A 19,806-nucleotide genomic window follows, 5' to 3' on the forward strand; every position below is an offset into this window, starting at 1 on the left:
AATAAGTTACTCAATATTATTCAATTTTACAGAAAGTCAACACACCTTAGGCTGAGGGTCATTCGTTTCTCAGCAGGACACCTGACCATGTCACCCCTGATTCGCTTACTCGCCAGCTCCATCGCCCTGATGATGGCCATGGGCATTGGCCGCTTCGCCCTCACCCCACAAATGCCCCACATGCTTAGCGAAGGGCAGATCGACCTGACCGACGCCGGCCTGATCGCCGCCGCCAATTACCTCGGCTACTTCGTGGGCGCGGTGGATTCGATTTTCGCCCGCGGTCACCGTCATGTACGCGGTCGGCTGTACGGTGGGCTCTGGTTATGTGTGCTGCTGACCTTTGCGTCCTCTTGGGCCCATGGGTTCTGGCCCCATCTGCTGTTGCGCTTTGGCACTGGCGTGGCAAGTGCCTGGGCATTGGTGATGATCACTAGCTTGAGTCAGCCGCTGGCGCTCGCCGCCGGACGCCCGCGTCTGGGTGCTCTGGTATTTGCCGGGCCGGGCCTGGGGATTCTGTTGACCGGGCTATTGGCGCTCGGCTCAAACCTGCTGGGGCAAAACTCCGCCACGTTATGGTTGATCTATGGCGCTGTAGCACTGGTGATGCTGCTGGCGATCCTGCCGTTTTTGCCGCAGCCTTGTGCCAGCGCCCCTGGCGCCGGTCATAGCGACGCGGGCAGCAACGGCAGCATCACGCACCTGTGCTGGGTTTATGTGCTATTCGGACTGGGTTACATCATTCCAGCGACCTTCCTGTCACAGATGGCCAGCGCCCAGTTCAAAGGGGCCTGGCAGGCCGATCTGTTCTGGCCGTGCTTTGGCCTGCTGGCAGCGATTGGCGTGGGCGTGGCGACTCTGCGTCGCAAAGATCCAGACGCTACTCGCCGCTGGCTGATGACAACCCTGTGGCTGCAAGCGGCCGGAGTGTTCACGTGCTTGCTGGGCGATGGCTGGGGGTTGGCACTGGGCGTTCTGCTTTGCGGCGGTCCGTTCCTGGCCTGTATGCAATTGGTGATGGCGCGCTTGCGGGATGTGGCGCCCCACGGCTACCAGCGCAGCACCGGTCTGCTGACCGCCAGCTTTGCCATCGGCCAATTGAGCGGGCCCTTATTGGCGTCGGCGAGCAGCCATCTAAGCGGCGGCCTGCAACCGGCATTGGTGATTGCCGGTACAGGCCTGTTCTTGGCGGGGGGGATATTGGTCAGCCAGCAACCAAAGGCGCTTGCGTGCGCACCTGTTCGCGCCGTGACAGCGCCAGGAAAAACAGCCCTCCCAGGAAGCAGCCGGTAAACCAGGCGAAGTTGGCCATGCCCTGTAACGCCGGTGTGAAGGTGATCGCGACGCCCACCAGTGTTGCGGGCACCAGCGCCTTGACCGCTGTCCAGTTCACGCCGCCGTCGAAGTAATAGCGCCCGCTTGGGCTGTCATCGAACAGCGCATCTACATCGATTTTCTGTTTTTTGATCAGGTAGAAATCTACCAACAGAATCCCAAACAGCGGCCCGATAAACGCCGCGAGGATATCCAGGGTGTAGTGGATCATCAGCGGGTTATTGAACAGGTTCCATGGAGTGATAAAGATCGAGGCTACCGCTGCGATCATGCCCCCGGCACGCCAGCTGATTTTGCTTGGCGCGACGTTGGCGAAGTCAAACGCAGGGGACACAAAGTTGGCGACGATATTGATACCGATGGTCGCGGTCACAAAGGCAAATGCGCCAAGCAGCACGGCCATGTTGTTGTCGATACGCGAAACCGTGGCGATCGGGTCGTGGAGCATTTCGCCAAACACCGGCAAGGTGCCAGAGACGATCACTACCGTCACCAGGGAAAAGGCCAGGAAATTCACCGGCAGGCCCCAAAAGTTTCCGCGTCGCACATCCTGCATGCTGCGGCAGTAGCGGCTGAAATCGCCGAAATTCAGGGTTGGCCCAGAGAAGTACGACACCACCAGCGCCGTGGCTACGATCACTTGGCCGAACGCTTGCCAGCCCGACAGGGACTTTTCCGACAGAGTAAAGCTGATGTTCGACCAGCCAGCCTTCCAAACAATCCAGCCAGCCAGGGCAAACATCACCGCATATACCACCGGCCCCGCCCAATCGATAAAGCGGCGGATAGACTCCATGCCGGCCCAGAAAACTGCAGCTTGCAGTACCCACAGGCTGAGGAAACCAAACCAGCCCAGGTAGGACAGACCGGCGAAATGCGGTTCTGCATACACCGCCATCTGTGGGAAAAAGCGCAACACCACGATGATCAAAGCGCTGGACGCCAGATAAGTCTGAATCCCGTACCAGGCCACGGCAATCAGGCCACGAATCACCGCAGGAATATTCGCGCCAAACACACCAAATGCGAGCCGGCAGATGACTGGATAAGGAACGGCGGCCTGCTGGCTAGGCTTAGCCACCAGATTGGCGATCAATTGCACGATGCAAATACCCGCGAGCAAGGCGATCAACACCTGCCAACTGGCTAGCCCCAAGGCGAACAGACTGGCAGCGAATACATAACCACCGACGCTGTGCACGTCACTCATCCAGAAGGCAAAAATGTTGTACCAGTTCCACTTCTGCGGCAGTGGGCCCAGATCCTCGTTGTACAGGCGCGGGCTATAGCCTTTGGGCAATTGTTCGGTCATCGCTGGGCTCCTCGTAATACCGGCCTGCGCTTCCGTCACGGGGATGCATACGGGAGGCGGCCAGGTTTGTATACGAGACAGTCAGCAGAATGCGTGCCAATGGCACACAATCCCTCTACGACGGTGCTCCAAAGGCGCTTATGACGGTTTAGTCGCGGGGACCGCGCTCAGCAACGGTGCACATAAATCCTGTACACAATCATCGGTGCACCCGATGTGCACACACGTGTCCAACCGTGCAACACACCGCTGTCAGGAAGGTGCCCCAGGCCATGTCCATCAGGGCCAAGCTCGCAGACCAGCCTTGCAGTGTGGCCCAGTTGCTCAGGTCATAGGTGCCATAGGCCACCAGACCCAGCAAGGCACCCAAACGCGCTGCGCGTTGCCAGTTGATGCTTGGCAAGACCACGAACACCACACAACCGAGGACATACAGGAGATAGAACAGCACTGCGGGCAATAGGCGGGGCTGATCAAGCATCAGCGGGCCCAGCAAGGATTTGTAGGTAGGGCCCATGAGGACGCCGAGCCAGAGGCCGTCGAGCACCAGAAAAGCAAGCAAGGTGCCGAGGTAGGCGAACAACGATTTTTTAGACATCAAGCGGACCTCTGTAGGAGCGAGCTTGCTCGCGAAAATATCTCAGGCCCATCGCGGTATCGGATGTACCCTTTTCGCGAGCAAGCTCGCTCCTACAGAAGAGCAAACCCTACTCAGCTTAGTTCAATGCGATCCGCGTGAATCACGATCTGACCCTGCTTGTAGAGCGCACCAATAGCTTTCTTGAAGTTACCCTTGCTCACGCCGAACAAGTTGCTGATTACTGCCGGGTCGCTTTTATCGCTGACCGGCAACGTGCCGTTGTTTTCGCGCAACTTGGCGAGGATCTTCGAGTTGAGACTGGAGGCCGCTTCCTGGCCGACCGGTTGCAGGCTCAGGCTGATGTTGCCGTCGGCGCGGATCTCTTTGATGAAGCCTTTCTCTTCCTTGCCGGGACGCAGGAACTTGAACACTTCGTTCTTGTGGATCAGCCCCCAGTGTTTGTTGTTGATGATCGCCTTGAAGCCCATATCAGTGGCTTCGGCCACCAAGAGGTCCACTTCCTGACCCACAACGTAGTTGGCCGGCGTCTTGTCCAGGTAGCGGTCAAGGCGCGCGGTGGCGGTAATACGCTTGGTGTGCTTGTCGAGATAGACGTGCACCACGCAGTATTCACCGGCGGTCATCTGACGTTTTTCTTCCGAGTACGGAAGCAAAAGGTCCTTTGGCAGACCCCAATCGAGGAACACGCCAATACTGTTGACTTCCACCACTTTCAAACTGGCAAATTCGCCGACTTGAACTTTGGGTTTTTCGGTGGTGGCGATAAGTTTGTCATCGCTGTCCAGGTAAATAAAAACGTTAAGCCAGTCTTCATCTTCACTGGGAATATCTTTGGGGATATACCGATTAGGCAAGAGGATTTCGCCATCTTGCGCACCATCAAGGTACAAACCGAAGTTAGTGTGTTTAACCACTTGTAAGCTGTTGTAGCGCCCGACTAGAGCCATTTCCAATACCCTCATTGCGTGGGCGGCATTCTACCCGAGTTGCGCCCGCCACGCGCGCGCGCCTGAAAAATCGCGGCCTGGCATGGCCCTACGATGGCATCGCTCCGCTCGTCCGATCATTCGACTGAGTTTTGCCCTTCCACCAGCACTGCTTTGCTAGGTGGTTTCGAGTCAAAACAGTAAGTTAGGGCCTAATTTCAACGATGAACTTCGGTTATTTCCAGCCGCACCAATTATTCCCAGGGGATATTTGCCAAGCAATTGTCAAGTATTTCCTGTACGATGCCTGGCCAAGTTAATTTTCTACAGGTTAGTGGCCGCCATGCGCGTAAAAGCATCCAACAGCAAAGCAAAGCCAGCTCCAGCCGTTGAAACCAGCGAATCGATCAACAGCCAAATCGCTGCTTTCCTCAAGTCCGGTGGCGAAATCCAGCAAATTGCAAAAGGCGTGAGCGGCCAGACTTTCGGCCCGTCCAAGCAGATCAGCCTGGGTAAAAAGTAACACCGCGCAAAATACCTGGTCCCTAAGCGTCTTGCCTCCAAGGCGCTAGGACTAGAGCCCGAAACACCCTCCTTCTACATTCAATATTGCGTTAATCGACGAACGGGCCTCATCGCCTGGCATTCGCCGGTATCCTTGCACACGTCTAGCACGGGCATCTGCCCGATTTTCTCCGTTACTGCTCCTCGCTTTTCATGGAGTGAAGCATGCTCAAATCCTGCATTTTTCTGGTCAGCACATTAGTGGCTTGCCCCCTTGCCGAAGCGCAGATCTTCCAGCGCGAATTGGGCGACTTCGACCTGAAATTAGGCACCACCCCCAGCCGCAGCATGGCACAGGGCCTGGTCAAGCCGACCTCGCCGGGCAGCGACTCTTTCCACGGGGGGTTGGACCTCAGCCACAACAGCGGCCTGTACTTCGGCCAGTTCTCGCCAAACATGGGCCTGTCTTCGGCAAGCACCCTCGAAGTCGACTCCTACATGGGCTTCAAACACCCCTTCGACCAGACGCTCGGCTACGAAGTCGGCTTGATCCACTACAGCTACCCCAAGCTCAGCCCCCTCGACAGCCAAGAGTTCTACGGTGGCTTGAACCTGTTGGGCAATCGTTTCGGTGCCTCCTTCAGCAACGACCCGGACCGCCAGGACAGCACCCTCTTCGCCGACCTCGGCGGCACCCAACCCTTCGGCATCGGCGTCAGCATGAAGTACACCACCCACCAATTGGGCACTCCAGCTTCGGTGGACGGCGGCACCATCAGCAGCTTCAGCGACTGGTCGGTTCAATTCTCCCGCGCCTGGAAGGGCATCGACTTGGACCTGATTTACAGCGACTCCAGCCTTAGCGGCGGCGACTGCTCGGCGTACTCCGGACACAATTCGCAATGCGACGGGCTGTTGACGTTAAAGGCCGCGCGGTCGTTTTATTGATGGGCTGAACTGTAGCGCCTGGCGCGGGTTCACATGCATTGAATCCCTCTGCCCAAGGAAACGCCCATGCTGCGTCAGCTCAAACTGTTGGTGGCCCTGCTGACCCTAAGCCTGGCACTCGCCGGCTGCAACCGCGTGGGCCTGGCCTACCGCAACCTGGACGTGATCATCCCCTGGACCCTCAATGACTACCTGGACATGAACGCCGGGCAGAAGAGTTGGTTCAACGATAAGCTCAAAGAACACTTGGCCTGGCATTGCACCACGCAGTTGCCGGGTTATCTCGATTGGCTCGATCGCCTGCAACAGATGGTCGACGAAAACCAGGTCACCGATGCTGCATTGAAAACGCGCACCGCTGAAGCCGAACAGGCAATCGCTGAAGTCGCCCGCGAAATCACCCCATCAGCCATCGAATTGCTCCAGGGACTGAATGATCAGCAGGTCAAAGAAATGAATGACGCCCTGGCCAAGGATCTGCGTAAACGCCAGGATGACTACCTTAAGCCGCCCCTCGCCCAACAAATCAAGGACCGCGCCGAGCGCATGAACAAACGCCTGGACACCTGGATGGGCCCACTGAGCGCTAGCCAGCAAAATCGCGTCACCGCGTGGTCCGTCGCGCTGGGCGAACAGAATCAGGAATGGATCGGCAATCGCGCCCATTGGCAGGCGCAATTTATCGAAGCGGTGCAGCAACGCCACAGCGCCGAATTCCCACAGAAGATGCAGCAACTGCTGGTGGACCGCGAAAGCCTATGGACCCCGCAATATCGCGCGGCTTACGCCCAGACCGAAGCTGCGGCGCGCAGCCTGATTGTCGACGTGATGGCCGAAAGTACGCCGCAGCAACGCCTTAAACTCACGCAGAAAATCGACGGCGTACGCAGCGACTTCAAGGCACTCAAATGCCTCAAGGCCGCCGGGATTTAATGTGGGAGGGGCTGCCACCCACACTGGGTCCGCGAATATCCGTCAGGCAATCTGCGCTTTGGACGCCACTTCAGCGAAGGTTGCCGGGTCCAGTGCATCCGGCTGCTCATCCAGCACTTGGCGCGGGTGATCGTTGCCGGGAATGGAACTGTCGATCAGCGCCAGCAGTTGGGCACCCAATTGCGTCAAAATGAAGTTCTCACCATTTCCGCCCTCTGCCTCGGGGCGCGATTCAATAAAACCGCGCTTGAACAGCAGCGCTTCATAATCCGCTGCGGTCTTTTTCAGCGCATCCAGATTGCCGGTGTTCTCACCCGCCGTGGCCTTCTCGGCCGCTTCCTGCTCGGCGTATTTGCGCGGGGCAAAGCTGCCTTCGCCGTTCTGCACTTCGTGCAGCAGACGTTCGATTAGATCCCAGTTGTAAGTCGTCATCCTGATTCCTCCTGCAGGCCTAAGAAAAAGTAGCCCGTCAAAAGGTGTGACATGCCACACCTGCCACCGTTCAGCCCGCCAGACGGACGTCATTTCTCTGAACTTTCAAGACGTTCGCCCCCTCAACCGCACATCATCACCAAGGAGGTACGTACCATGAACACCTTGAGAAACCTGACCATCGCCGCCGCCCTGCTCACGGCCCTGCCCGCCTGGGCCTGCACGCCCGAAGAGGCCACGGCGAAACGAGAGCAGTTGGCGACGGAAGTGACCAAGCTCACCGAGCAGAACCCCACCAAAGCCAAAGAGATGAACGACGAGCTGCAGAAGATGGACCTGGACACTGAAAGCGCGGAATTCCCTGACAAGTGCCAGCTCATCGACGCCCGCCTTAAAGAATTGAAAGAAGCTGCGGCAAAAGCCAAAAACTGAAGGCATAAAAAAACCGGACGATGTCCGGTTTTTTCACATCAGCGCTGGCTTATTCAGCAGCCGGTGCTTCGGGCTTGCGGCGTTTAAGCGGGGCCATGCCGTCTTTGCTGACCAACGACAGGTTATCGGTCTTCGGACGGTTGGCGATCTTGCGCTTGGTCGGCGACTTGGCGCCTGTCTTCTTCTTATCGCCCTTGGCGTCAGTCTTTTTCTTCTTCACGCCAACAGCCTTGCCCGACGCCTTGACCTTCTTCGGCCCGGTGTAGGTGCCTTTGACTTCCTTGATGGTGCGGCGCTCGAACGACTGCTTGAGGTAGCGCTCGATGCTCGACATCAGGTTCCAGTCGCCATGGCAGATCAGCGAGATGGCCAGGCCATCGTTGCCGGCACGCCCGGTACGGCCGATACGGTGCACGTACTCGTCGCCGCTTCGTGGCATGTCGAAGTTGATCACCAGGTCCAGGCCATCAACGTCCAGGCCACGGGCAGCCACATCGGTAGCCACCAGGATCTTCACGCCGCCCGCCTTGAGGCGATCGATGGCCAGCTTGCGGTCCTTCTGGTCTTTCTCGCCGTGCAGCACGAAAGCCTTGTATTCCTGGGCAACCAAGCGACCGTAGATGCGGTCGGCGGCAGCGCGGGTGTTGGTGAACACGATGGCCTTCTGGTAGGTCTCGTTGGCCAACAGCCAGTTGAGGATCTGTTCTTTGTGCACATTGTGGTCAGCGGTGACGATCTGCTGGCGCGTGGTGGCATTCAGGTCGCTGACATTGTTGACCTGCAAGTGCTCAGGGTTGTTCAGCACCTTGGCGACCATTTCGCGCAAGGTCGAGCCGCCGGTAGTGGCGGAGAACAGCATGGTCTGCTGGCGATTGACACATTCGGCAACCAGACGCTGAACGTCGTCGGCAAAGCCCATGTCGAGCATGCGGTCGGCTTCGTCGAGCACCAGCACTTCGACTTCCTTGAGGTCGAGGTTGCCGGCGTTGAGTTGCTCGATCATACGGCCTGGGGTGCCGATCAAGATGTCCGGCACCTTGCGCAGCATGGCGGCCTGGACCTTGAAGTCTTCGCCGCCAGTAATAATGCCGGACTTGATGAAGGTGAACTGCGAGAAGCGCTCCACTTCCTTCAAAGTCTGCTGGGCGAGCTCACGGGTCGGCAGCAGGATCAGGGTCTTGATGCTCACGCGGACTTTGGCCGGGCCGATCAGACGATTCAGAACCGGCAAGACGAAAGCGGCGGTTTTGCCGCTGCCAGTTTGAGCCGTCACCCGCAGGTCACGCCCTTCGAGCGCGAGCGGGATGGCCGCTGCTTGCACAGGCGTAGGCTCGACAAATTTTAGCTCGGCCACGGCTTTGAGCAGGCGTTCGTGCAGGGCGAATTGGGAAAACACGGGTGCTACCTCGAAGAAATACAAAATATCAGCTGCATAGGGTAACGGTTTCGGGCGCCCAAACCGAGTTTCTTTACGCGAACGGTGCGAATCAGGTGCTTTTTTGTCAGGGCATTTGTCTACAACGTCAACTTTGTCGCACTTAGATGCTCTAATCGCGCCGTCTTGTCTTACAGAGGAATCGGTTTCACCCATGGATATCAAACAGCTTTGGCTCAACGTCCAAGACCTATGGGGCGCCCTCGACCAACACCCGGTGCTGCATGCCAGCCTTGGTTTTATGGTGTTGCTGGTGGTGGCCCTGCTGCTCGGACGGGTAGCGCGATACCTCACCCTGCACGCCGTCAAATTGCTCGGCCGCCAACCGTCGCTGCACTGGCTCAATGATCTGCGGCACAACAAAGTCTTCCACCGCCTGGCGCAAATGACGCCGTCCCTGGTGATCCAGTTCGGCCTGTACCTGGTGCCGGATTTGAGCAAAACCGCGATTCTGTTCATCGGCAACGTGGCACTGGCCATCTCCATCCTGTTCCTGGTCCTGGCCATGAGCGCCCTGCTCAATGCCCTGCTGGACATCTATGCCCGCACCGAACACGCACGCACCCGCTCAATCAAGGGTTACGTGCAGTTGGCGAAGATGGTGCTGTTCGTGTTCGGCGCGATCATCATCGTCGCCACCCTGATTGACCGCTCGCCGCTGTTGCTGCTGTCGGGTTTGGGTGCGATGTCGGCGGTGATTCTGTTGGTGTACAAGGACACGCTACTGTCGTTCGTCGCCAGCGTGCAGCTCACCAGCAACGACATGCTGCGGGTCGGTGACTGGATCGAAATGCCCCAGGTCGGCGCCGACGGCGACGTGGTGGACATCACTCTGCACACGGTCAAGGTGCAGAACTTCGACAAGACCATCGTCTCCATTCCTACCTGGCGCCTGATGTCCGAGTCGTTCAAGAACTGGCGCGGCATGCAAGCCTCCGGCGGGCGTCGGATCAAGCGCAGCCTGTTCATCGACGCCAGCGGCGTGCGTTTCCTGAGCGATGACGAAGAGGTGCGCATGACCCAGGTGCACCTGCTCACCGACTACATCGGACGCAAGCAGGCAGAGCTCAAGGCCTGGAATGAAGCCCAGGGCCACAGCGCACAAATACTGGCCAACCGTCGCCGAATGACCAACCTCGGCACCTTCCGCGCCTATGCCCTGGCCTACCTGAAAAGCCATCCGGACATCCAGCCGAACATGACCTGCATGGTGCGCCAGATGCAAACCACGGCTCAGGGCGTGCCGCTGGAGATCTACTGCTTCACCCGCACCACGGCGTGGGCCGATTACGAGCGCATCCAGGGGGACATCTTCGATTACCTGCTGGCGGTGTTGCCGGAGTTTGGACTGAGTCTGTACCAGCAACCGAGTGGCACCGATCTACGGGCAGGAATTCTGGCGCTGACGCCCAGCCCCCAGAGCACGCCAGCCCTGCAGTGAGCCCGAAGCCGGCGAGGTGAAAATACGCGCCTCGCCGGCGCAATATCCCGCTAATCGCCGGCAACTATGTGTAGCCGCTGCGACCGAATAATCAACTGACGCAGACAATAAAGAAAATTTCTCCTACGCCTTTAGTGATTTTCACTACTTGTGCGCACTATTTCTAATCTGTTTTTAAAAAAACCAACGCCTTAGCATTTGGCCATCAAACAACGCCAGATAAAGGCCATCCCTCATGTTATGGACAACTCAGCTTTCTGATAATGCGGCAGACTTTGTATTAACTTCGAATGCCGAAGCGTTGACCCACTATTGTGGTGCTAGTGCCTTTGCTCAACCTCGCGATTTTTATACCACTAGTCCCTATCAGCGACCTTCCAGGCCGCAGGACGTGACCGACTCGATCATCACCACCAGCCTGACCAGCGACCAACTTTCAGACAGTCAGCATTTGTTGGCACAACGCTTGTTATTGAATATCTACGAGCAAGACTTAGTCTTCTTGCCCAAGCCGCCATTAGAACTCGACTTAAAGGCGTTCAAACAGTTCTATGACCCCCAACATGCCGCCAGTGGCAAAAAGATCCGCCCGTTACTGGAACACTACTTATACAACTGGCTTAAGGAAGAAGTGCACATCAATGGTCCTTGGTGCCTGGACTCTTTTGTCGCCCACACCGATAAAGTCTTAGATGATGTAGCCCAAGCCGACTCCAAACTGCATGAGGTGCTGACCACCAGCCGCAACCCCCAGCGTGCCGCGCGTTTTTTCATGACCCAATGCGCAGGGGATTTCCTCAGTGAAGCCTCGGCCATGGCGCGCAATGTTTTGGGTAACTGCGGTGTGTACACCAGCGAGTTGTTCAAGATCCTGATCGACGAGTATGGCTACGGCGTCGACAAAAAGAAGCACAGCACCATCTTTGAAGACATGCTCCAGGACATGGACATGTCACACCACGTGCACCATTACTGGCAGTTCTACACGCCGGCGTCGCTGTCGCTGACCAACTATTTCCACTATGTGTCGGCCAACCACGGCGAACTGTTCCGCTACATCGGCGCCATGTACTACACCGAAGCCACGCTGGCGCTGACGACCAAGCACCAGTCCCGTGCGATAAAGACCATCTTCGATGGCCAGGTCTCCACTGCCTACTTCGATGAGCATGCTCATATCGATGTGCACCACGGCAGAATGGCACTTCAGCGCCTGATCATTCCCATGATCAAGCAGTTCGGCACCAAGATCATCCCCGACCTTATCCGCGGCTTTGAAGAGTTCAAGCTCCTTCAGGACATCGCCGACGAGGAACTGTATGCCCATATCAAATGGCATGACGAGCTGGATGAACATCGCGCCAAGGCTTCGCAGCTACAGGGCCAAAAGCCGGTGGACCTGCGAATCACCGAGGCTGAACACGAGCTCTCGGTGCTGCACACCCACCCCAATGACGAACTGTTCTGGGTCGAATCCGGCGAGCTGGAGTTTATCGCCAGCCCCGAATTGACTGTGCGCCTCATCGCCGGCGAAGGCGTCGTGATTCCCAAGGGAATGCTCCATGGCACGCGCATCGTCAGTCCGTCCTGCACGTACACCGTCACCGCCATCTGAATGGGCCACCCAATGAAAGCCATCAGCCTGAATATCACCCACGCCCATTACGTGGCCGTGGAGGACAGAACCTATTTTCTGAAGCGTCACGCGTATTCGACGCAATTGCTGCCCACCTCGTGCCCCCATCGTGGCGGCCCACTGCACATGGGCGAAGTGACGGGCGACGGCCAAAGCGTGATCTGTCCCTGGCACGACAACGCCTACAAGGTCTGCAACCTGGAAAAGAAGGCGCTGCCCACCGTGCGCGTCAGAAACCAGATCAGCACCGTGGTCGGCGACACCGAACGGTGCGTGCCGCTACTTAAACTCTCCCGTTACGACGGATGAAGCCCATGAAGACTAATTCGACACTGACCGCGTTCTATTCAATCGTGACCCTCTTCACCGGCCTCGACATGGCGATTGTGATCGCGATGGTCTGGTTTGGCCTTGAGACCACCGGGTCCACATTCCTGGTAGGCGCCACCTTGTGTGTAGCGACCGTGGTGCCCTATTTATGTGAACAGTACATCGGCAAGTTCTTCACGATTGAACTCAGCCTGAAACGGCTGCTGTACATACGCCTGGCTGCGTTCGCCGCCGTCCTGGGATTGTCGTTTACCCAGGCCGCCTTGCTGCCGATCGGCTTCCTGGCGATCGCGTTTGTGGTGGGCGTCACCGACTATTTCACCATCAGTACCCTGGAATCGAAAAACACCAAGCTGGTGCTGGCAGGCCTCACCGACAGCGATACCTGCGCGCGGTTGATGCAAACCTCCATCCAGATCGGTGCCTTCGGCGGTGCGCTCCTGGGCGGTTTGATCGTGGATGTGTTCTCGGTCAACGAGACGCTGCAAATCATCAGCCTGGCGGCGATTGTGTCACTGGCGGGCGTCTACCTGGTGGCCGACAGCCCCAGCGCAAAAGGCACCGATCAGACCGCAGCCTCCACCGCCGCCGCGCCGCTGGACCTGCCGCGCAACCTCTACATTCTGATCATTGTGTTGAGCATGATCGGCTTCCATATCGGCGCGTTCAACAGCCTGGTGCCTATCGTTTTTCAAAAGCTCAATGAGTGGAACGCCACCCTGTTTGGCGTCGCCAGTGGCCTGGCCGGCCTGGGGGCCTTCAGCGCCGCCGTGCTTCCGCGTATCAAGCTCAACAGCTATGGGGCCATCGCACTGGTGATTCTGGCGGACGTGGCAATCGTCTACTTCCAGAGTCTCTACGTGATGATGGCCGCTGCGTTCCTGCTGGGCTTTTGCATCAACAGCCTGCGGATCCAACTGCGTAAAACCCTGATCGAATCGGCGCCCAACGACCGGGTAGCCGACGTCATCGCCGCGAAAAGCTCGCTCTACTACCTGCTGGTCAGTGGCTCGGCACCGATGATCCTGACGTTCTTTACCACCTCGGGCTTTCTCGGACTCGAAGGCGCACGGCTGTTGATGATCGTCTCCGCCGGCCTGTTGGCCACTGCCGTACTGGCGTGGAACCTGACCCCCGCAGCCTCGCCTGCCGCCACCACGGAATAAGGATTGCACGACGTGAAAACCGTACTGATTGTTGACCCATTCTCCACGGGCAAGCTCTATGCGCCCCTGCTCAACGCGCAGGGCATACGGTGCATCGCCGTGATCTCCACACGCGCCTTGCCCGAACACTTCACCAACGACCTGGTCGCTGAGAATTTCCATGAGGTGTATCACTGGGAAGAGAGCCTGCTGATCACCCTGGAAACGTTGTCTTTGAGCGCAGTAATCGCCGGTTGCGAAACCGCCATCTACCTCACGGACTACCTGACGGAGTTGCTCAGCATTCCGGGTAACAGCCGTATCACCAGCGACCTGCGGCGCAACAAATTCTCCATGCAGCAGGCGCTGAAAAAACACCAGTTGGCGCACATCGACTCGCACCTGTTGAGCTCGCCAAGCCGCATTGGCGAAGTGGTGGCCAAGCTGGAAGAGTCGGCCACCTATGTGGTCAAGCCGCTGAATTCGGCCGCCACCGAAGGCGTGGTGTTTGCCCAAGGCAAAGGCGAAGCAGAAACCGCGTTGAGAAACGCGGCCTGGCAGCAGAAGAATGACCTGGGTGAGGTCAACCTCGGGTTTATCGTGCAGTCGTTTATCGCGGGGCCGGAGTACGTGGTGGATATGGTCGCCTTCAACGGCACGTACATCATTGCCAGTGTCTGCAAGTACACCAAGATCCAGAAGAACGGCAGCATGTTTGTCTACGAAAGCCTGGACACGCTTGATCCCCAGGCTGCGCACCTGCAACCGCTGACCGATTACGCCCGCCAGGCAGCCGCGGCGCTCGGCGTGCGGGTCGGGCCGATTCATATGGAGATCATTTGGTCCGATGCCGGGCCGGTGATGATTGAAGCCGGAGGTCGCTTGCACGGCGGCATCGCGCCCCTTCTGTTTCAACAGGTCTATCACCCCGACTTGCTGTCGCTGTCGATCGACAGCTACCTCGGCCACCCACGCCCGCAAGCTGATGCAGCGAGCCAGATCAGCCATGGCCGGATCGGTTTCTTCTGCTCCGATGCACAACGCACCTTCGATCCTCCCTCTCCCCAGGCCCTCCAGAGTGCCCAGGCGGACGAGGCCTATTGCGGCCACCGGTACTTCATCGCTCCCGGTCATACCACGCCGGTCACGATTGACTTCGCCACCTGTCCGGGGCTGTTCTGGCTACAGAGTCCTTCGGCGCTGCAACTGGACACCAGTACCGCGAACCTTCGAAAACTACTCTGGGGCTAAGGTTATGCAAAGTCGCTTGATCATCAAAAAATCAGCCTGTGAGCTGGGCATCAATAATGCGTGCGCCGCGGTTATCGAAGACATCACCGTTTCAGACGACCAAAGCTTCGTCGGGGTGTTGCAGAGCAACCTGAACCACGTCGCATCCCGCCTCAATGAGCTGGACTCGAACATCGTGTATGAAGGGTTTGCCAAGCAGCTCAAAAAACTCGGCTACGAAAACACCGTCAGCGCCAACGAAAAGCTGCTGCGGCGTTTCATCGCCAAAGGCGTGTACCCCATCAACAACATCGTTGACGCCTATAACGCAGTCTCGATCCGCCATGGGGTCAGCATCGGTGTGCACACCTATCATCAGAAAGATGACATCTACGTGATGCGCTCGGACAAACCGAGGGTTCTACGCCCACTGTTCGCCAAGAAGGCCATCACCATTCCCGTTGGCGATATCGTCTATACCTGCGGGGATGTGCCGTTGGCGAGCATCGGCAAGGTTGACGCCGACGCCCATGACTTCCGGCTGACGAAGGACTCGTCAAGGCTTCTGGTGGTGATCCTGGGGCATGACGACACGTCGCTTCAATTCAACCAAGGCGTCATCGAAGAGCTGGTGGACACGCTTCGTCAGAAAATGCCGAACCTTAGCCATCACTTCCTTGAAACGGTTCGCGATCACGCCTGAAGCCAACAGTTGAAGAAACGGCCGGCGCCTAGCGCCAGGCCTTCAGCACGGGGTTGACCACGACTTCCTTCACATGCTCGATGTTAAGCAGGCTTTCCTTGAAGACCATCAGTTCTTCAAAGCTCCTGTAGCGAACGTCGAGCATCATGTCCACGTCGCCAAACAGTGAGTAGGCGTGCACCACTTGGCTGAACTGCTGGATCTTCGGAAACACCAGGTGGCAGTTGCTGCCATTGAGCGTCAGCATCAAGAACGCCGCTTGCAGGGTCTCATCGCCCTCGGCTACGTTGATGGTGAAGCCTAGGATGATGCCCTTTTCAATCAACTTCTGGACACGCGACTCCACCGCTGTTCGCGACTTATGAACTTGCCGCGCCAATTGCGCCAGGCTGACCCGGGAGTCGTCCTTCAAGGCTGCAATGATCAGTTCATCAATCTTGTCCACTCTGCCGCCCCCACACCGTTCTTTTCTATAACAGACTTTCATTGCCGCTCACGCATGCCTTGGGGCCATCACGTCGCAGACTTTACGCCAGGCGCAGGCTTTATGCCCAACCGACTGATCCACACCGCCCCGAGAATCACCAACCCACCCAACGCCAGGCGGCCCAGGGGTTCGTGTTGGTTCCAGATCAGCAGGTTCAGCAACAACCCCACTGGTACATGCAGATTGTTCATCACCGCCAGCGTGCCGCCATGCACCAAACACGCGCCCTTGTTCCACCAGTACATGCCCAGCGCCGTGCTGACCAACCCGAGGAACACCAACACACCCCATTGCAGCGGCGCTTGCGGGAGAAAGTCGGCCTTGGCGAACAGCAGGAACGCCGGCAACACCACCAGCAACGCACCGAGGTAGAAGTAACCGAAGCGCCGGTAGTGCGGCAGGTCACTCGGATAACGCGCTACCAGGTGCTTGTACATCACTTGCCCGGCGGCGTAGGTGAAGTTGGCCAGTTGCAGCAGCAGGAAGCCCATCAGGAAGTGAGGCGTGATCTGATCGAAACGAATCACCGCCGCCCCCGCCACTGCCACCAAGGCGGCGACCAGGGCCCAGGGATTGAACCGCCGGTTAAGCGCATCTTCGATAAGCGTCACGTGCAACGGCGTGAGGATGGTGAACAGCAACACCTCCGGCACCGTGAGCACGCGAAAACTCAGGTACAGGCACACGTAGGTCACGCCAAACTGCAGCGCGCCGATCACCAGCATGCCTCGCATGAAGGCCGGCTCTACCGAGCGCCAGCGGGTCAGCGGGATAAATACCAGCCCGGCCAGCACGACGCGTACCAGCACAGCGAAGTAACTGTCGACATGACCGGCGAGGTATTCGCCGATCAGATTGAAGGAAAATGCCTGAATCAGGGTGACAACCAGTAGATAGCCCATGTGTGCCTCGCTTCGAATGGGCGCGACATTAAAGGTTTTCAGGGTTTGAAGAAACTCAGGGCAAAAAAAACCCGACCTCGCTAAAGCGTCAGTCGGGCAGGAGCACTTAGGAGCAACAAGTGCAAAGGGAGGTTCGTACGCGTACTTGAAGGGTTTGCGTGGAGCGATATAAACACCGCGCGATTATCTGACGATTAAAGGATCAAGCGGCTCATGCCACGAGCTGCACCAGCAGGGCCTTGGCGTGGTTGATGCCCTTTTCCTGGAAGTCACCGCTCAGGTTCACCCCTTCGGCGTGAATGAAGGTGACGTCATGAATCCCGATAAACCCCATGACCTGGCGCAGGTACGGTTCTTGGTGATCGGAGCTGGCGCCGGTGTGGATGCCGCCGCGCGCGGTCAGGACAATGGCACGCTTGCCGGTCAACAGACCCTGTGGGCCGGTGGGGGTGTACTTGAAGGTCACACCAGCGCGTAACACGTGATCCAGCCAGGCCTTGAGGGTGCTGGGGATGGCGAAGTTGTACATCGGCGCGGCCATCACCAGTACGTCGGCGGCGAGCAGTTCGTCGGTCAATTCGTTGGAGCGGTTAAGGGACACCTGCTCGCTGTCGTTGCGCTGATCCGCAGGTTTCATCCAGCCGCCAAGGAGGTTGGCGTCCAGGTGTGGCACCGGGTTGAGGGCCACGTCGCGCACGGTGATCTGGTCTGCCGGGTGGGCGGCCTGCCATTGGCTGATGAACTGCTGGGTCAGTTGACGGGAGATCGAGTCCTGCTGGCGGGCGCTGCTTTCGATGATCAGAACGTTGGACATGGCTTCGTAGGCTCCATCTGTAAATGCTGTAAGTCGATGGAGAAAAGATTAACCATGGCTCATTCGATAAAAAAGCGCAAAAAACTGCTATAACCCATCTAGAAATTTGTTGATATGCGGAGTATTCCTGTAGACATGCTCCGCTACCCCTTTATTTTGGCGCGCAGTCCAAGGCAATCCGCATCTTGATAATGGCGCGGTTGAACTTGACCGTGGTGTTGGTGCTTTTGCCTGCCGGCACCGAGACCGTGCGTCGGCGGGGGGCCTCCGGGCCATTGGTGAAGACTACCGAGCACAAGGCATCGTTGGTGCCGTAGTTGTTTAGTTGAATCGAACTGATGTCGCCGTCCACGTCTGAGGCGGTGTAGTCCACGCTCACGCCACTGATCTTTTTTGTCACGTCGATGGGGTACGCAAACGCGCTCATCGGCAGCAGCGCCAACAGCACATAACAAAATTTTCTCATTCGGCAGTCTCCAATAAGGACCGCCAGCTTAGGACAAGAGGAACCTATCTTGAAAGCGCCCCGCGTTACCCTCGATCAATGGCGCACGCTGCAAGCCGTGGTCGACCATGGCGGCTTCGCCCAGGCGGCCGAAGCGCTGCACCGTTCGCAATCTTCGGTGAGCTACACCGTGGCCCGTATGCAAGACCAGCTTGGCGTGCCGCTGCTGCGCATCGACGGGCGCAAAGCCGTGCTCACTGACGCCGGTGAAGTGCTGTTGCGCCGCTCCCGGCAACTGGTGAAAAACGCCAGTCAGCTGGAAGACCTCGCCCACCATATGGAACAGGGCTGGGAAGCCGAAGTGCGGCTGGTCGTGGACGCTGCCTACCCCAACGCCCGCCTGGTGCGCGCCCTCACGGCCTTTATGCCGCAAAGCCGTGGTTGCCGCGTGCGCCTGCGTGAAGAGGTGTTGTCCGGCGTTGAAGAGTTGTTGATCGAAGGCGTGGCCGACCTGGCGATCTGCGGCTTCAGCATCCCCGGTTACCTGGGCACGGAAATGAGCGACGTGGAATTCGTCGCCGTGGCCCACCCCGAGCATCCGCTGCACCGTATGAATCGCGAGCTGAGCTTCCAGGACCTGGAAAGCCAGATGCAAGTGGTGATCCGCGACTCCGGCCGCCAGCAGCCACGGGATGTGGGCTGGCTCGGCGCCGAACAACGCTGGACCGTCGGCAGCCTGGCCACCGCGGCCGCCTTTGTCGGCAGCGGCCTGGGCTTCGCCTGGCTGCCGCGGCACATGATCGAACGCGAACTCGCCGAGGGCGTGCTCAAGCAACTACCCTTGGAACAGGGCGGCAGCCGTCACCCCGCGTTCTACCTGTACTCGAACAAGGACAAACCCCTGGGGCCAGCGACGCAGATTCTCGTGGAGTTACTGCGCACGTTTGACACGGCGCCCCTGGACGCACCTTTCGCCGCCCCCCAACAAGCCTGAAACGGAGTTCATCCATGGCCTGGTTCGACCACGAAGGATGCAGCCTGCACTACGAGGAATACGGCCACGGTACACCGCTGGTGCTGATCCACGGCCTGGGCTCCAGCAGCCAGGATTGGGAATTGCAGATTCCGGTACTGTCCAGGCACTACCGAGTGATCGTGGTGGACGTACGCGGTCATGGTCGCTCAGACAAACCGCGTGAGCGTTACAGCATCCCAGGGTTCACCCATGACGTGGTGGCGCTGTTCGAGCACCTGAACCTGCCTGCCGCTCATGTGGTGGGCCTGTCCATGGGCGGCATGATCGCTTTCCAGTTAGCCGTGGATGAACCTACGTTGGTCAGAAGCCTGTGCATCGTCAACGGCGCACCCGAGGTCAAGGTGCGCAGTGCCGATGACTATTGGCAGTGGGCCAAGCGCTGGACACTGGCCCGCGTGCTCAGCCTGGCGACCATCGGCAAGGCCCTCGGCGACCGGCTGTTCCCCAAACCCGCGCAGGCCGACCTGCGCCGCAAGATGGCCGAACGCTGGGCAAAAAACGACAAACGTGCTTATCTCGCCAGCTTCGATGCGATTGTGGGCTGGGGCGTGCAGGAACGACTTTCGAGGATTACCTGTCCAACCCTGGTCATCAGCGCCGACCACGACTACACCCCCGTGGCCCAGAAAGAAAACTATGTAAAACTGCTGCCCGATGCGCGGCTGGTGGTGATCAAGGATTCCCGCCACGCCACGCCCTTGGACCAACCCGAAGTCTTTAATACCACCCTGCTCGATTTTCTAGAGACAGTCGAAACCACTACCCAGGATCACTGACCC

22 protein-coding genes are annotated in these 19,806 nt (G+C 58.2%); 13 read left to right on the plus strand and 9 right to left on the minus strand.

Annotation, left to right across the window (positions count from 1 at the left end):
* Positions 1-87 precede the first annotated feature (87 nt).
* Positions 88-1,293, plus strand: coding sequence for an MFS transporter (locus tag LRO94_RS20750; protein ID WP_179180040.1), 1,206 nt, complete (start codon positions 88-90; stop codon positions 1,291-1,293).
* Here the strand turns inward: LRO94_RS20750 and LRO94_RS20755 are convergent.
* The 3 genes from LRO94_RS20755 to LRO94_RS20765 form a co-directional block, all read right to left on the minus strand.
* On the minus strand, positions 1,205-2,647 hold the full coding sequence (locus LRO94_RS20755; protein ID WP_179180039.1) for an NCS1 family nucleobase:cation symporter-1: 1,443 nt from the start codon (positions 2,645-2,647) through the stop codon (positions 1,205-1,207). The genes LRO94_RS20750 and LRO94_RS20755 overlap by 89 nt on opposite strands.
* 199 nt (positions 2,648-2,846) lie before the next feature.
* Complete coding sequence (locus tag LRO94_RS20760; protein WP_032887744.1) at positions 2,847-3,245, minus strand: DUF2177 family protein; 399 nt, start codon at positions 3,243-3,245, stop codon at positions 2,847-2,849.
* A 113-nt stretch (positions 3,246-3,358) separates the two neighbouring features.
* Positions 3,359-4,195 (minus strand): CvfB family protein, encoded by an 837-nt coding sequence (locus tag LRO94_RS20765; protein WP_032887742.1) that lies wholly within the window; start codon positions 4,193-4,195, stop codon positions 3,359-3,361.
* Positions 4,196-4,517: 322 nt separating this feature from the next.
* Here LRO94_RS20765 and LRO94_RS20770 point away from each other — a divergent pair, with 322 nt between their 5' ends.
* The 3 genes from LRO94_RS20770 (at position 4,518) to LRO94_RS20780 (ending at position 6,559) form a co-directional block, all read left to right on the plus strand.
* The gene (locus LRO94_RS20770; protein WP_003193095.1) at positions 4,518-4,697 is read left to right on the plus strand and encodes a hypothetical protein; all 180 of its coding nucleotides are present in this window, start codon (positions 4,518-4,520) and stop codon (positions 4,695-4,697) included.
* Positions 4,698-4,903: 206 nt separating this feature from the next.
* Complete coding sequence (locus LRO94_RS20775; protein WP_032887741.1) at positions 4,904-5,626, plus strand: TorF family putative porin; 723 nt, start codon at positions 4,904-4,906, stop codon at positions 5,624-5,626.
* A gap of 66 nt (positions 5,627-5,692) precedes the next feature.
* Positions 5,693-6,559 carry a DUF6279 family lipoprotein gene (locus LRO94_RS20780; protein ID WP_179180038.1) on the plus strand — a complete coding sequence of 289 codons (867 nt, stop codon included), beginning with the start codon at positions 5,693-5,695 and terminating at the stop codon, positions 6,557-6,559.
* A gap of 42 nt (positions 6,560-6,601) precedes the next feature.
* Here the strand turns inward: LRO94_RS20780 and LRO94_RS20785 are convergent, their stop codons facing one another.
* Positions 6,602-6,991: a hypothetical protein gene (locus LRO94_RS20785; protein WP_032887737.1), complete on the minus strand. Its 390-nt coding sequence runs from the start codon at positions 6,989-6,991 to the stop codon at positions 6,602-6,604.
* 156 nt (positions 6,992-7,147) lie between these two features.
* On the opposite strand from LRO94_RS20785, the gene LRO94_RS20790 reads away from it, so the two are divergent.
* Positions 7,148-7,423 carry a hypothetical protein gene (locus LRO94_RS20790; protein WP_179180037.1) on the plus strand — a complete coding sequence of 92 codons (276 nt, stop codon included), beginning with the start codon at positions 7,148-7,150 and terminating at the stop codon, positions 7,421-7,423.
* Between the two features lie 49 nt (positions 7,424-7,472).
* On the opposite strand, the gene LRO94_RS20795 is transcribed toward LRO94_RS20790, so the two are convergent.
* On the minus strand, positions 7,473-8,819 hold the full coding sequence (locus LRO94_RS20795) for a DEAD/DEAH box helicase (RefSeq protein WP_017735367.1): 1,347 nt from the start codon (positions 8,817-8,819) through the stop codon (positions 7,473-7,475).
* Positions 8,820-9,012: 193 nt separating this feature from the next.
* Between LRO94_RS20795 and LRO94_RS20800 the strand changes: the two genes are divergently transcribed.
* The 6 genes from LRO94_RS20800 (at position 9,013) to LRO94_RS20825 (ending at position 15,343) form a co-directional block, all read left to right on the plus strand.
* The gene (locus LRO94_RS20800) at positions 9,013-10,299 is read left to right on the plus strand and encodes a mechanosensitive ion channel family protein (protein ID WP_233896883.1); all 1,287 of its coding nucleotides are present in this window, start codon (positions 9,013-9,015) and stop codon (positions 10,297-10,299) included.
* 391 nt (positions 10,300-10,690) lie between these two features.
* Positions 10,691-11,914, plus strand: a complete 1,224-nt coding sequence (locus LRO94_RS20805; RefSeq protein ID WP_233896885.1) for an iron-containing redox enzyme family protein — start codon at positions 10,691-10,693, stop codon at positions 11,912-11,914.
* A 12-nt stretch (positions 11,915-11,926) separates the two neighbouring features.
* On the plus strand, positions 11,927-12,244 hold the full coding sequence (locus LRO94_RS20810) for a Rieske 2Fe-2S domain-containing protein (protein ID WP_032887730.1): 318 nt from the start codon (positions 11,927-11,929) through the stop codon (positions 12,242-12,244).
* 5 nt (positions 12,245-12,249) lie between these two features.
* Positions 12,250-13,431 carry an MFS transporter gene (locus LRO94_RS20815; protein ID WP_179180036.1) on the plus strand — a complete coding sequence of 394 codons (1,182 nt, stop codon included), beginning with the start codon at positions 12,250-12,252 and terminating at the stop codon, positions 13,429-13,431.
* Positions 13,432-13,443: 12 nt separating this feature from the next.
* Entirely contained in the window at positions 13,444-14,661 is a 1,218-nt protein-coding gene (locus LRO94_RS20820; protein WP_032887726.1) for an ATP-grasp domain-containing protein, read from the plus strand.
* 4 nt (positions 14,662-14,665) lie between these two features.
* Entirely contained in the window at positions 14,666-15,343 is a 678-nt protein-coding gene (locus LRO94_RS20825) for a phenylalanine--tRNA ligase beta subunit-related protein (RefSeq protein ID WP_032887724.1), read from the plus strand.
* A 28-nt stretch (positions 15,344-15,371) separates the two neighbouring features.
* On the opposite strand, the gene LRO94_RS20830 is transcribed toward LRO94_RS20825, so the two are convergent.
* The 4 genes from LRO94_RS20830 to LRO94_RS20845 form a co-directional block, all read right to left on the minus strand.
* The gene (locus LRO94_RS20830; RefSeq protein WP_032887722.1) at positions 15,372-15,788 is read right to left on the minus strand and encodes an Lrp/AsnC family transcriptional regulator; all 417 of its coding nucleotides are present in this window, start codon (positions 15,786-15,788) and stop codon (positions 15,372-15,374) included.
* Between the two features lie 68 nt (positions 15,789-15,856).
* Positions 15,857-16,732 (minus strand): carboxylate/amino acid/amine transporter, encoded by an 876-nt coding sequence (locus LRO94_RS20835; protein WP_179180035.1) that lies wholly within the window; start codon positions 16,730-16,732, stop codon positions 15,857-15,859.
* Between the two features lie 211 nt (positions 16,733-16,943).
* Entirely contained in the window at positions 16,944-17,546 is a 603-nt protein-coding gene (locus LRO94_RS20840) for an FMN-dependent NADH-azoreductase (RefSeq protein WP_095185395.1), read from the minus strand.
* A 151-nt stretch (positions 17,547-17,697) separates the two neighbouring features.
* The gene (locus LRO94_RS20845; RefSeq protein WP_032887716.1) at positions 17,698-18,012 is read right to left on the minus strand and encodes a hypothetical protein; all 315 of its coding nucleotides are present in this window, start codon (positions 18,010-18,012) and stop codon (positions 17,698-17,700) included.
* A gap of 49 nt (positions 18,013-18,061) precedes the next feature.
* Between LRO94_RS20845 and LRO94_RS20850 the strand changes: the two genes are divergently transcribed.
* A complete protein-coding gene (locus LRO94_RS20850; protein WP_032887714.1) occupies positions 18,062-18,985 on the plus strand; it encodes a LysR family transcriptional regulator in 924 nt (307 codons plus the stop codon).
* 14 nt (positions 18,986-18,999) lie between these two features.
* Positions 19,000-19,803, plus strand: coding sequence for an alpha/beta fold hydrolase (locus LRO94_RS20855; RefSeq protein ID WP_179180034.1), 804 nt, complete (start codon positions 19,000-19,002; stop codon positions 19,801-19,803).
* Positions 19,804-19,806 lie beyond the last annotated feature (3 nt).

The organism is Pseudomonas sivasensis, assembly GCF_021391435.1.
Lineage (GTDB): Bacteria > Pseudomonadota > Gammaproteobacteria > Pseudomonadales > Pseudomonadaceae > Aquipseudomonas > Aquipseudomonas sivasensis.